General features: G+C 69.7%; 13 protein-coding genes. 5 read left to right on the forward strand and 8 right to left on the reverse strand.

All coding sequences use genetic code 11. The features are described 5' to 3' along the window. Positions 1–43: 43 nt before the first annotated feature. From E0H50_RS00215 to E0H50_RS00225, 3 genes are read left to right on the forward strand one after another with little or no spacing between them, the layout of a single operon-like run. The gene (locus E0H50_RS00215; RefSeq protein ID WP_131283495.1) at positions 44–796 is read left to right on the forward strand and encodes a LamB/YcsF family protein; all 753 of its coding nucleotides are present in this window, start codon (positions 44–46) and stop codon (positions 794–796) included. Next, positions 796–1,401, forward strand: coding sequence for a 5-oxoprolinase subunit B family protein (locus E0H50_RS00220; RefSeq protein ID WP_131283497.1), 606 nt, complete (start codon positions 796–798; stop codon positions 1,399–1,401). The genes E0H50_RS00215 and E0H50_RS00220 overlap by 1 nt, the downstream gene beginning before the upstream one ends. Beyond that, positions 1,398–2,237, forward strand: coding sequence for a 5-oxoprolinase subunit C family protein (locus E0H50_RS00225; RefSeq protein ID WP_131283499.1), 840 nt, complete (start codon positions 1,398–1,400; stop codon positions 2,235–2,237). The genes E0H50_RS00220 and E0H50_RS00225 overlap by 4 nt, the downstream gene beginning before the upstream one ends. On the opposite strand, the gene E0H50_RS00230 is transcribed toward E0H50_RS00225, so the two are convergent. Together E0H50_RS00230 and E0H50_RS00235 are read right to left on the reverse strand one after the other, a co-directional pair. Beyond that, positions 2,227–2,727 (reverse strand): VOC family protein, encoded by a 501-nt coding sequence (locus E0H50_RS00230; RefSeq protein WP_131283501.1) that lies wholly within the window; start codon positions 2,725–2,727, stop codon positions 2,227–2,229. The two genes, E0H50_RS00225 and E0H50_RS00230, sit on opposite strands and share 11 nt — an antisense overlap. A 37-nt stretch (positions 2,728–2,764) precedes the next feature. Next, positions 2,765–3,727, reverse strand: coding sequence for a GlxA family transcriptional regulator (locus E0H50_RS00235; RefSeq protein ID WP_238150684.1), 963 nt, complete (start codon positions 3,725–3,727; stop codon positions 2,765–2,767). 77 nt (positions 3,728–3,804) lie between these two features. Between E0H50_RS00235 and E0H50_RS00240 the strand changes: the two genes are divergently transcribed. Then, complete coding sequence (locus tag E0H50_RS00240; protein WP_131283505.1) at positions 3,805–4,437, forward strand: HD domain-containing protein; 633 nt, start codon at positions 3,805–3,807, stop codon at positions 4,435–4,437. Between the two features lie 49 nt (positions 4,438–4,486). Next, entirely contained in the window at positions 4,487–4,840 is a 354-nt protein-coding gene (locus tag E0H50_RS00245) for a UBP-type zinc finger domain-containing protein (protein ID WP_131283507.1), read from the forward strand. Positions 4,841–4,857: 17 nt separating this feature from the next. Here the strand turns inward: E0H50_RS00245 and E0H50_RS00250 are convergent, their stop codons facing one another. The 6 genes from E0H50_RS00250 to E0H50_RS00275 all read right to left on the reverse strand — a co-directional run bounded on the left by E0H50_RS00250 (position 4,858) and on the right by E0H50_RS00275 (position 11,717). Beyond that, entirely contained in the window at positions 4,858–5,859 is a 1,002-nt protein-coding gene (locus tag E0H50_RS00250; protein ID WP_131283508.1) for a proline racemase family protein, read from the reverse strand. Next, a complete protein-coding gene (locus E0H50_RS00255) occupies positions 5,856–6,773 on the reverse strand; it encodes a dihydrodipicolinate synthase family protein (protein ID WP_131283510.1) in 918 nt (305 codons plus the stop codon). Before E0H50_RS00255 ends, E0H50_RS00250 begins: the two co-directional genes overlap by 4 nt. Further along, the gene (locus tag E0H50_RS00260; RefSeq protein ID WP_131283512.1) at positions 6,770–8,557 is read right to left on the reverse strand and encodes a 2Fe-2S iron-sulfur cluster-binding protein; all 1,788 of its coding nucleotides are present in this window, start codon (positions 8,555–8,557) and stop codon (positions 6,770–6,772) included. The genes E0H50_RS00255 and E0H50_RS00260 overlap by 4 nt, the downstream gene beginning before the upstream one ends. Next, positions 8,554–9,714, reverse strand: a complete 1,161-nt coding sequence (locus E0H50_RS00265) for an NAD(P)/FAD-dependent oxidoreductase (protein WP_131283514.1) — start codon at positions 9,712–9,714, stop codon at positions 8,554–8,556. The genes E0H50_RS00260 and E0H50_RS00265 overlap by 4 nt, the downstream gene beginning before the upstream one ends. Positions 9,715–9,824: 110 nt before the next feature. Then, the gene (locus E0H50_RS00270) at positions 9,825–10,430 is read right to left on the reverse strand and encodes a helix-turn-helix domain-containing protein (protein WP_131283516.1); all 606 of its coding nucleotides are present in this window, start codon (positions 10,428–10,430) and stop codon (positions 9,825–9,827) included. A gap of 234 nt (positions 10,431–10,664) precedes the next feature. Further along, entirely contained in the window at positions 10,665–11,717 is a 1,053-nt protein-coding gene (locus E0H50_RS00275) for an SDR family oxidoreductase (RefSeq protein WP_131283518.1), read from the reverse strand. Positions 11,718–11,773 lie beyond the last annotated feature (56 nt).

An 11,773-nucleotide genomic window follows, 5' to 3' on the forward strand; every position in this document is an offset into this window, starting at 1 on the left:
GGATTGTTCAACAATCCCTACGCTCGGGGCCAGGAGGTGGCGGATGGACCTCAACGCGGACATGGGTGAAGGATTCGGCTCCTGGTCGATGGGTGACGACTCGGCGCTGCTCGAGGTCGTGACCAGTGCGAACGTGGCCTGCGGCTTCCACGCCGGCGACCCGTCGATCATGCGCCGGGTGACGGCCGAGGCGGTCGAGCGCGGCGTCGCGATCGGCGCGCACGTCGGGTACGCCGACAAGGCCGGCTTCGGGCGCCGGCACGTGGACATCGAGCCGGCCACGCTGCGCGACGAAGTCCTGTACCAGCTGGGAGCCTTGGACGCGTTCGCACGGATCGCGGGCGACCGGGTGCGCTACGTGAAGCCGCACGGCGCCCTGTACAACACGATCGGCCACCACGTCGATCAGGCCACCGCGGTGGTGACCGCGGTGGCGGAGTACGACAGCACCCTCCCGGTCCTCGGGCTGCCGGGCTCGGCCTGGCTGCAGCTCGCGATCGAGGCCGGTCTGACCGCGGTCCACGAAGCGTTCGCGGATCGCGCGTACACACCGGCCGGCACGTTGGTGTCCCGGCGCGAGACCGGATCCGTGCTGCACGACGCCGACGAGATCGCGGCCCGCTGTACGGCGATGGCGACCGGGCAGCCGATCCAGGACGTCTGGGGCGGCACGCTGGTCGTCGAGGCCGCCTCGATCTGCGTGCACGGCGACACGCCAGGCGCTGTAGACATCGCCCGCCAGGTGCGGGGCGCGTTGGAGGGAGCGGGCGTCACGGTGCGCCCGTTCACCGGCTGATGCGCGTTCTCCCGTCCGGCGACCGGGCGCTGCTGGTCGAACTCGCCGATCTCGACGAGGTGCGCGGCTACTACGCGGCGCTGATCGCGGACCTGCCCACGGACGTCGTCGACGTCGTACCGGCCGCGCGGACTGTGCTGGTCACCACCGCCGGCAGCCTCCAAAGCCTGTCACGCACGCTTCGCGCGGTGTCGCCGGCCGTGGGCTCGCGGATGTCGGCCGACCTCGTCGAGATCCCGGTCCGCTACGACGGGGAGGACCTGGAGGACGTGGCGGAGCTGCTCGGCTGTACGGTGCACGAGGTGATCGCGCGGCACACGGCCGACGAGTGGACGGTGGCATTCTGCGGGTTCGCGCCCGGATTCGGCTACCTGACGTCCCCCAGCACCTGGGAGATCCCGCGGCGTGAGTCACCCCGGACGAAGGTGCCGACGGGCGCCGTCGCGCTGGCCGGCGAGTTCAGCGGTGTGTATCCACGGGAATCGCCCGGCGGGTGGCAGCTGATCGGCCGGACGTCTGTGCAGATCTTCGACTCCGGCCGCGACCAGGCCGCTCTGTTGCACCCCGGGCGCCGGGTCCGGTTCGTCGACGCGGGTCGTGGATGAGCAGCCTGACCGTTCTCGAACCAGGGCCCTTGGCAACGATCCAGGACCGGGGACGATCCGGCCAGGCCGCGCTCGGCGTACCGGCGTCGGGCGCGTGCGACCGCGCGTCCTACGCGCTGGCGAACCGGCTGGTCGGCAATCCCCTCGGCGCAGCCGCGATCGAGGCGACGTACGGCGGTCTGGTGGTGCACGCCGACACCGATCTCGTGGTCGCGATCACGGGAGCGCCGTGCACCGGCGTACCGCTCAACGCACCGACCACACTGCGTGCGGGGCAGGTGCTACGCCTCGGCGCACCGGCGAGCGGCCTGCGGACGTACGTCGCCGTCCGCGGCGGGATCGACGTACCCGAGGTCCTCGGCTCCCGCTCTACCGATCTGCTGTCCGGACTCGGACCGGCGCCACTGGTCGCGAACCAGACGCTGCCGATCGGGTCGTTGGTCGAACCCATGCCCGGCGTGGACCTCGCGCCCGTCGCGCATCCCACCGGCGGGAGCGTCGTACTGCGGGTCACTCCGGGACCGCGCCGGGACTGGTTCACCGACGCCGGGTGGGCGGCGCTCGTGTCGCAGGTTTACACGGTGAGCAGCAACAGCAACCGCGTCGGCGTACGGCTCGACGGCGACCCACTCGAACGCGCCCGCACCGGCGAACTCGCCAGCGAAGGTATGACCCGCGGCGCCATCCAGATCCCACCCTCCGGCACCCCCGTCATCTTCCTCGCCGACCACCCCGTCACCGGCGGCTACCCAGTCATCGCGTACGTCGCCGGAGCAGACCTGGACGCCTGCGCCCAAACCCGCCCCGGCCAGCCGGTACGACTGCTCAGTTCGTAGTGCGCCTGCGCATCTCGTCGGCGAAGGTGTCCTGGGCGTGGCGCATTTTGGTGGCCTCTTCGGGGTTGGCGAACAGGGCCGGGATGGTGCTTGGGTCGACGTCTTCGACGTGCGTCTGGAGCCACCAGATGTTGCCCAGAGGGTCTCTGACGCGGGCGCCGCGGTCGCCGGTGATGCCGGAGTACATGAGGTCGGTCACGACGGTTGCGCCGGCGTCGATCGCTCGTTGGAAGGTCCGCTCGACGTCGTCGACGTACACGCTCAGGAAGCTTGGGGTGTCCGGCCAGTCCGGTGCCGCGTCGAACGTCATCAGGACCGACGCACCGACGGTGATCTCGGCGTGGCCGATCGTGCCGTCCTGGTTCGGGAACCGCCCGCTCGTCCGGACCTCGAAGGTCTGCTCCACGAAGTCCAGGAACTTGTCGGCGCCCTTCACCACGACGTACGGCGTGATGGTCGACTTACCGCCCGGGATCTGCTGTGTTGTCATGTCTTCAGTCTGGACTGGGTAGCGGACAGGTTCTGTCCTATACGTTCCTGAAACGGCGAAGGTACTCCGTCGGCGTCGCACCGAGGTGGCGGGCGAAGGCGCGGCGGAGGGTCTCGTCGCTTCCCAGTCCGCTGAGGCGGGCGGCCTTCGTGATGCTGTGGCCGTCGAGGAGGAGCTGCTGCGCGCGGTCCAGCCGCACACGTTCGACCCAGCGGCCGGGCGTGGTGCGGAACTCGTTCTGGAACAGGCGGGCCAGATGGCGAGGGCTGACCGCGGCCGCCGCGGCGAGATTCGGCAGCGTGTGGTCGCCGGCCGGGTCCGCGACGACCGTGTCGGTGATCCTGCGCATCACCTCGGTCCGCGCCGGCGGGGTCGCCATCGCGGTCGAGAACTGCGACTGTCCGCCCGGGCGCTGCATGAACACCACAAGCTCGCGCGCCACCGCCCTGGCCACGTCGGCTCCGTGATCCGCCTCGACCAGGGCGAGAGTGAGGTCGATGCCGGCGCTGATGCCGGCCGAGGTCACGTAGCGCCCGTCGGTGATGTGCAGGGCATCCGGAACAACCTCCACCTTCGGGTACTGCCGCGCCATCGCCCCCGCATGCCGCCAGTGAGTCGTCGCTTTCCGCCCGTCCAGCAACCCAAGCGCCGCCAACACAAACGCCCCACTACAAACCGAAGCCACCCGCCCAGCCTCGGCCACCAGCCCCGCCGTCACCTCTAGCACCTCGCCCGGCACCCCATCCACCAGATGATCAGCCCCCGCAACCACCACGGTGTCCACCACCCCAGCCTCCGCCACACCCCGCACCCCCGCCAACACCAACCCCGCCCCCGTCACAACCTGCCCACCAGTCGCGTCGGCCGACGGGGCGACCAGCACCGTCTCGTAGCGCCGCACGCCCGTCCGGCTCTCCGCCACCTGATTCGCCTGGTGCAGTACCTCCAAGGGACCGCTGACGTCCAGCAACGTCACCCCGTCGTACACGACGAAGGCCACCCGCTGTGTCCGAATCTGTGGTTCTCCTGGCGAAAAGGACATGGCATCAGCCTAACCTCCCCGCCGAACCTGGACCCATGCCTGAAACCATCGCCGGCATCCACATCCCCGACAGCACCATCGCCCGCGAAGCGACCGAACTCGTCCGCGACGCCGCCTCACCGCTGCTCTTCGACCACTCCCGCCGCGTCTTCCTGTTCGGCTCCCTCCGCGCCCAAGGCCTCGCGTACGACCCCGAACTCCTCTACGTCGGCGCGATGTTCCACGACCTCGGCCTGACCGAGCGCTACCGCCGTACCGACCAGCGTTTCGAGATCGACGGCGCCGACGAGGCCCGCCGCTTCCTGCAGCGGCACGGCATCACAGGCGACGCAGCCGACCGCGTCTGGACAGCCATCGCGCTCCACACCACTCCCGAGATCCCGCTGCACATGCCGCCCGAGATCGCCCTCGTCACCCGCGGCGTCGAACTCGACGTACTCGGCATCGGGTACGACGCCATCACCGAAGCCCAACGCACCGCCGTGACGACCGCCCACCCACGCCCCGGCTTCAAGAACCGCATCCTCGAGGCGTTCACCGAAGGCATCCAGGACCGCCCGGCAACCACCTTCGGCAACGTGAAGGCCGATGTCCTCGAACACTTCGTCCCCGGCTTCCACCGAACCGATTTCGTGGACGTCATCAAGAACTCTTCCTGGCCCGAATAACCCGGGGGTTCCTTGTCCAAGGGTCTGGGGACGGGACAGGATGGGCGCTATGACGGAGAGTTCTGGAACGCCAGGTATCGACAGCACAGTTCCCCCGAGCGGCACCGGATGCGTTGAGTGTTTGCAGGTCGACGGCTGGTGGTTCCATCTTCGTCGGTGTGCGCAGTGCGGTCATATCGGGTGCTGCGACTCCTCGCCCGCTCAGCACGCCTCCGGCCACGCCAGCCAGACCGGCCATCAGATCGTCCGCAGCTTCGAGCCCGGCGAGGACTGGTTCTGGCACTACGGCGAATCCCAGTACTACGACGGCCCCGACCTCGCCCCACCAGCCTCCCGCCCCGAGACCCAACCCGTCCCCGGCGGCAACGTCCCCACCAACTGGCAATCCCAACTCCACCGCTGACCGTGCTGCTGGCGGCGCTACAGGACGAAGCCTGTGGGGAAGGGGTCGTCGGGGTCGAGGAGGTAGTTGGCGGTGCCGGTGATCCAGGCTCGGCCGGTGACTGTGGGGACTACGGCCTGGTGGGAGCCGACGGTGGTTTCTTCGATCAGGCGGCCGGTGAAGCGGGTGCCGATGAAGGACTCGTTGACGAAGTCGGTGTCGAGGGCGAGCTCGCCGCGGGCATGAAGTTGCGCCATCCGGGCCGACGTACCCGTGCCGCACGGTGAACGGTCGAACCAGCCCGGGTGGATCGCCATCGCGTTCCGGGAGTCGGCGCCGTCGAGCCCGGGTGCGGTGAACTGCACGTGTTTGCAGCCGTTGATCCCCGGATCGAGCGGATGCACCGGACGGTCGGTGGCGTTGATCGCGTCCATGATGTCCAGCCCGGCCTTCAGGATCCGGTCCTTCTCCGCCCGATCGAACGGGATCCCGAGCTGCTCGAGCGGCAGGATCGCGTAGAAGTTCCCGCCGTACGCCATGTCATAGGTGACACGCCCCAGCCCGGGCACCTCGACCGACGCGTCCAGAGCGTGCGAGTACGCCGGAACGTTGCGCAAGGTCACGTGCTCGGCGCGACCGTTGCTTACGGCAACGTCCACGACGACGAGGCCCGCCGGCGTGTCCAGCCGGACCTCGGTCACCGGCTCGGTCACCTCGACCATGCCGGACTCGACCAGCACGGTCGCGACCCCGATCGTGCCGTGACCGCACATCGGCAGCAGGCCGGAGACCTCGATGTACAGCACGCCCCAGTCCGCGTCGGCCCGGGTCGGCGGCTGCAGGATCGCGCCGCTCATCGCCGCGTGACCGCGCGGCTCGTTCATCAGGAACAACCGCAGGTCGTCCAGGTGCTTGATGAAGTACTCGCGCCGCTCGGCCATCGTCGCACCCGGGACCACGCCGACCCCGCCGGTGACGACGCGGGTCGGCATGCCCTCGGTGTGCGAGTCGATCGCGGTGATGGTCCGGACGGACCTCATCCCCGCGCTCCACCACTCAGGGACTCCACTGCCTTCTTCATGTCCTGCTCCAGCTGCGCGACGTGCTCGGGAATCAGCGGTCCGCGCGGCGGCCGGCACGGTCCACCGAACCGGCCGACGTAGTCCATGCCGTACTTGATCGCCTGGACGAACTCGGTGCGCGAATCCCACCGGAACGCGGCGACCAACGGCTCGTACAACGCGCGGGCCTCCTCCAGCTTGCCCTGCGTGGCGAGCTCGAACAACTGAACGGATTCCTTCGGGAACACGTTCGGGAAGCCGGCGAACCAGCCCGTCGCACCCATCAGCAGCGCCTCGAGGGTCAGGTCGTCGGCGCCGGCGATCACGGCCAGGTCCGGCGCCAGCTCGCGGATCTCCAGGATCCGCCGGACGTCACCGGAGAACTCCTTCACCGCGACGATGTTCTCGATCTGCGCGATCTCCGCGAGCAGGTCCGGGGTCAGGTCGACCTTGGTGTCGAGCGGGTTGTTGTAGACCATCACCGGCAGGCCGGCCTTCGCGACCTCGGTGAAGTGTGCGATCACCTCGCCGCGGTTCGCCCGGTACATGGTCGGCGGCAGGCACAACACACCGTCCGCACCGTCCTCGGCCGCCTTCTCCGCCCAGGCGCGGGCCTGGTGGGAACCGACGCCGTGGACGCCGATCACCACGACGCCGTCGTCACCGACTGCCTCGATCGCGGTCTTCGCGACGGCACGGCGCTCGTCGTCGGAGAGCGACGAGTACTCACCGAGCGACCCGTTCGGCCCGACACCACGGCAGCCGTTGTCGACCAGCCAGCGGCAGTGCTCGGCGTACTTGTCCAGGTCCGGACGCAATCCGGCCGGCGCCGACGCGTCCTCGGCGTACGGCAGCGCGGTCGCGACAATCACGCCGTCCAGCTTCTCGCTCATTGTTCCTCCATCGTGTCCAGCACGGTTTCCGGTGATTCCTCGGCGTTCGCCAGATCCCGCAGCCTCACTGGTACGGCGATCGGTCGTTTCATGCTTGGTTTGGGTACCTCGCCCGGCGCGGCCAGCAAGGCTGCGACGGTGCGCGAACACACGCGGCCCTGGCACATTCCCAGGCCCGCGCGGCTGGTGAGCTTCATCGCTCGCCCGTCGTCGAGCCCGCGCTCCTGGGCGGCGGCTTCGAGCTGTCCGCGGGTCACTTCCTCGCAGCGGCAGACGAGTGTGTCCGCAGTGCTCCAGCTCTTCCACCCGTCCCGCACGGGATAGGCCCGGGCCAACGCCACAGCAAACCGCCGCCCCCGCTCAACAGCTCTCCGAGCATCTGTCGCACGGGAGTGGTCGACTGCCGTCGTGAGGGCGTGGTGGGCTGCGGTGGTGCCGGCGAGGGTGCCTTCTGCGGTGGAGAGGGCGGCGCCGCCGATGCCGGTGAGTTCGCCGGCTGCGAAGACGCCGGGGGTACTTGTTTGCTGGTGGTCATCGACGGCTACGGCTGGGCCCCCGTCGGGCCCGGTGGTGAGCGTGCAGCCGGCGGCGACTGCGAGCTCCAGGTTTGCGGTGAAGCCGAAGCCGACACAGACGGCGTCGACGTCGACCCGGCGTTCGCTGCCGCGGATCGGGTGCCAATCGCTGTCCAGGCGAGCGATCGTGGCCGCCTCGACGTGGTCGGTGCCGTGCGCGGCGATCACGGTCCAGCCGTGGCGGAGTGGGATGCGATGGCGGGCGAGCAACGCGCCGTACCCGACGGCTTCGCGGAGCTTGCTTGGGGCAACTAACGGGTCGGTTGACCAGCCTTTGCGGACAGTGGTCAGCGTGTTGGCTTCGAGGAGCGCGATGACGTGTGCACCGACGCCGACCAATGACTCGGCGACCGGCAGCAGGAACGGGCCGGTGCCGGCGACGAGTACTTTGCGGCCGACGGCGATCCGCTGGCCCTTGGCGAGAGCCTGCGCGGCACCGGCGGTGTAGACGCCGGGGAGATCCCAACCAGGGAACGGAAGGACGCGATCGTAGGCGCCAGCCGCGAGCACGACGGACTGTGCGTCGATCGGAAATGGTTGCCGGCCGCTGGCGTCTGCTGGACCGGTCTGGGCCCAGAGTCGGAGGCCTTCGATGGCCCACACCGACGTGTCGGACAGGTAAGTGATCCGCGGATGGGCGGCCAGCCGGTCGCGCTGCTCGGCGAAGGCCTTCCACTCGTGTTGCAGGCGGTCCGGTCGCTGGGCGGCGAACTCTGTCGGCAGCTGCCGGTGGTACTGCCCACCAACCGCACGCCCGCTGTCAACAACCAGCACCTGAGCCCCTGCATCCCCAGCAGCAAGAGCAGCCGCCACCCCCGCAGGCCCAGCCCCCACAACCACAACCTCAACCACCCGAGCCGCCACCTGCGAGGAGACGGTCGGGGAGGTGGGGGTTGTTGGGAGGGTGGCGCCTGTTTGGGTGGTGATTTTGTCGCCGGGGGTGATTGTGCGTTGGCAGGCGCGGATGTCGGGGAGGCCGTTGAGGGTGACCAGGCAGTCCTGGCAGGCACCGATGCCGCAGAAGATGCCTCGGGGGCGGTCGTTGACGCGGGTGGTGCGCCAGGTGTCGCGACCGTTGGCGAGGAGTACGGCGGCTACCGTCTGCCCCGCGTGCGCCGCGACCGGGCGCCCGTCAACGGTCACGTCCACCGACGTCGGCGTACCGGGCTCGGCCGGGTCGCCCGACTGCGGGCGGAGGTAGGCGGTCATGCGGCGATCACCGCCGGGCGGTCGACGCGGAAGGGCAGCGGGTCGAGGTGCGGTGACAGGCCGAGGAACAATTCGGTGATCAGCCGACCGGTCGACGGGGCGAGACCGATACCGGCGCCTTCGTGGCCTGTCGCGTGCCACAGCCCGTGGACCCGCGGGTCCGGACCGATGACCGGCAGGTGATCCGGCGCGTACGGGCGGAAGCCGCCGTACGTCCGCATCACCGGGACGTCGCCGAGGAACGGGAACAGGCCGACTGCCTTCCGCGCAAGCTCTCGCAGCACCCGCACGCGGACCGCGTCGTCGAACCCGATCCGCTCCCGGCTCGATCCGATCAGCACCGTCCCGGCCCGCGTCGACTCGACCACCGTGGAGGTCTGCAGGTCGGCGTCACCGCTGCCGACTGCTCCGACGTAGTCCGCGTCGTACACCTTGTGGCGCACGCATTCCGGCAGCGGCGCCGTCACGAGGATCATCCCGCGCCGCGGCAGCACCTCGATCGGTGCACCGGCCGCGGCACTGAACGCGCCCGCCCACGGCCCGCACGCGTTGAGCACCGCACCGCAAGCGATGTCGCCGTCCGAGGTGTCCACACCGACGACGCGGCCTCGCGACTGCCGGATCCCGAGCGCGGTGACCCCCGATCTCACCTCGCCGCCGCGCTCGCGAACTGCTGCCAGCAACGCCGTCGCCGCCAGCACCGGCTGCACCTGCGCGTCGTCCGGGTAGTGCACCCCGACCGTCACCCTTGGCGTGACCAACGGCTCGAGCTCGAAGACCTCCGCGGGCGTGATCACGCGGGCGCTGACCCCGGCCGCGCGCTGCTTCGCCGCGAACGCCGTCAACGGCTCCGGGTCGCCGGTCGCCACCACGACGCCGCCCTTCGCCTCCCACTCCACGTCGGCAACCCACTCGGGCAGCCGGCCACGGACGATCTCCCACTCGGCCCGGGACGCGACGGCGAGCTCCAGCTCCGGCCCCGGCTCCTTGTCCGACACCAGCACGTTGCCTTCGCCGGACGCCGTCGTACCGGCGGCCGGGCCGTCGCGGTCGATGACCACCACCCGCACGCCGGCTGCCGACAGCGCCTCCGCGCACGCGGCGCCGACCATGCCCGCGCCGACCACCACCACGTCGGGTGTCGCGGACCGGTGCATGGCAGGCCTCCTCGGCAGGCGTTCGCTAAAATGAACGATACCGAGCGTACGCGTGCTCCGGGCGGCCGGTCAATGCACGCAACCGGACCTCATCCGGACCTTTGGAGGAACTATCCCGGCAGGTGCGGCCCGCCGGCCGCCGTCGGATAGACATCCGGCGGGTACTCGAGCAGCAGCACCGACCGCACCGGCCCGTCCACGGCCTCGTACGAGTGCGGCCCGGCCGCCCGGAACGCGAGGTAGTCACCGGGCCCGAGGTCCTCGATCTGCCCGTGAGCATTGATCCGCAGGCATCCGGACAAGACGATATGGTGCTCGGTCCCGGGATGCCCGTCGGAGTGCTGGACCGCGTCCGGCCGGATCTCCTGGTTGTAGATCTCGAACAGCCCGCCCGGGTGCTCCAGCCGCCGCAGCATCCGCAGGTCGATCGCGTCGCCGGACAGTACGTCGACGTCCGCGGACCGCACGAGCACCACGTCGGAGGCCGGCGTATCGGCCAGCAGCGCAGACACCGGTACGCCGAGAGCGTTCGACAAACTGAACACTGTCTCGATCGTCGGGTTGCCCGCGCCGGACTCGAGCTGTGACAGCGTGCCCTTCGCGATCCCGGACCGCCGGGCGAGCTCGGACAGGGAGATGCCCTGCTCGTCCCGCCGCGCCCGCAGGTTCGTCCCGAGAAGTTTTCCCGCACCCATCGCCGTCACAGCCCGGAGCATGCCACATCGAGGCGGCGTACGGCGCGGAACCAGTTCTACGGACTCAGCAACGGGACGGTGCGCCGCTGGGTCATCAACTCGTTCGGCTGGACCCGACCGTCCGGCTGCCGCTGACCAGGACGATGACGCCCGTGGTCAAGCAGGTCCGTTCGCGCACCTGGCAGGCGTTCGACTACCTGATCGCCCAGCGGTGCGGTCAGCCGCACCAACGGGACCTATCTTCGCGGCGAATGATCACGGTATGACGCGACGCCTGCGCAGGTCGGCGAAGATGCCGTAGAACATCTGCTCGGTGTCGACGTACTCGTGGAAGCCGGCCCGGCGGGACTTCGAGGCGTCGGCGAAGAAGTCGTAGTCCCACCCGAACACGAAGTCGGCGAACGGCCACGACGACACCTCGGCGAACGACGTCGAGGTCAGGCCGTGGGACACCTGCAACTGCTTCCAGACCGGCTCCTTGTCCGCCATCACGTCCTGCAGCGACATGTGCAGCGGCGGCGCGACCTCCAGCCCGAACCACGCGCCGAGTTTGGGCCACAGCTCGCTCCACCGGAACAGGTCGCCGTTCGTGATGTTGAACGCCTGGTTCGCCGCGGCCGTTGCGGTCGCGGCCCAGACCGTTGCCTTCGCCAACAATCCGGCGTCGGTCAGCTCGAGCAACGAGTGGTACGCACCGGGCTTGCCGGGAAAGCGCAGCGGTACGCCGAGTTCCTTCGACAGCGACGCGTAGACGGCGATCGCGACCGCGAGGTTCATCGGGTTGCCGAGCGCGGATCCACCGACGACGGAAGGGCGCAGCGCCGACCACGTCCACGCCTTGCCCTGCTGACGTTCCTCCAGGAAGCGCTGCTGGTCGACGTTGAACTCCGGCGGCAGGTGCGGCGGATCGTCCTCGCGGGCCGGCGTCTTGAACGGCCCGAGATGCGCGCCGTACACCTTGTAGCCCTGCATCAGGCTGATGTGCCGCAGCCCGCGCGCGACCGGCTCGATCGCGTCGACGACGTTGACCAGCATCGCCAGGTTCGGCGCGACGAGCTCGGCCCACGTCGGCCGGTCCTGGTACGCGACGTAGAACACGTGCGTCACGTCGGTCAGCCCGGACAGCTTGTCCCGGGTGTCGTCCGGGTCCAGCAGATCGACCGCGACGTGCCGCACCCGCCCGGGTACGTCGGTACCGCCGCGGCGCGACAGCCCGATCACCCGCCAGTCGGGCAGCGACGCCAGATGCTCGACCAGATTCGTCCCGATCACACCGCGGGCACCGACCACCAACGCAACGTTTTCCATACCGACCAGCCTTGCTGACCTGCAAGGATAAAACCAACGCATAGTTTTCACCGATC

The sequence above is a fragment of the Kribbella sindirgiensis genome (assembly GCF_004331435.1).
GTDB lineage: Bacteria > Actinomycetota > Actinomycetes > Propionibacteriales > Kribbellaceae > Kribbella > Kribbella sindirgiensis.

Excerpts from the sequence above, each read along its gene's own strand:
- E0H50_RS00215 (WP_131283495.1), top strand. The coding sequence starts at position 44 with ATGGACCTCAACGCGGACATGGGTGAAGGATTCGGCTCCTGGTCGATG.
- E0H50_RS00220 (WP_131283497.1), top strand. The coding sequence starts at position 796 with ATGCGCGTTCTCCCGTCCGGCGACCGGGCGCTGCTGGTCGAACTCGCC.
- E0H50_RS00225 (WP_131283499.1), top strand. The coding sequence starts at position 1,398 with ATGAGCAGCCTGACCGTTCTCGAACCAGGGCCCTTGGCAACGATCCAG.
- E0H50_RS00230 (WP_131283501.1), bottom strand. The coding sequence starts at position 2,727 with ATGACAACACAGCAGATCCCGGGCGGTAAGTCGACCATCACGCCGTAC.
- E0H50_RS00240 (WP_131283505.1), top strand. The coding sequence starts at position 3,805 with ATGCCTGAAACCATCGCCGGCATCCACATCCCCGACAGCACCATCGCC.
- E0H50_RS00245 (WP_131283507.1), top strand. The coding sequence starts at position 4,487 with ATGACGGAGAGTTCTGGAACGCCAGGTATCGACAGCACAGTTCCCCCG.
- E0H50_RS00250 (WP_131283508.1), bottom strand. The coding sequence starts at position 5,859 with ATGAGGTCCGTCCGGACCATCACCGCGATCGACTCGCACACCGAGGGC.
- E0H50_RS00255 (WP_131283510.1), bottom strand. The coding sequence starts at position 6,773 with ATGAGCGAGAAGCTGGACGGCGTGATTGTCGCGACCGCGCTGCCGTAC.
- E0H50_RS00260 (WP_131283512.1), bottom strand. The coding sequence starts at position 8,557 with ATGACCGCCTACCTCCGCCCGCAGTCGGGCGACCCGGCCGAGCCCGGT.
- E0H50_RS00265 (WP_131283514.1), bottom strand. The coding sequence starts at position 9,714 with ATGCACCGGTCCGCGACACCCGACGTGGTGGTGGTCGGCGCGGGCATG.
- E0H50_RS00270 (WP_131283516.1), bottom strand. The coding sequence starts at position 10,430 with ATGCTCCGGGCTGTGACGGCGATGGGTGCGGGAAAACTTCTCGGGACG.
- E0H50_RS00275 (WP_131283518.1), bottom strand. The coding sequence starts at position 11,717 with ATGGAAAACGTTGCGTTGGTGGTCGGTGCCCGCGGTGTGATCGGGACG.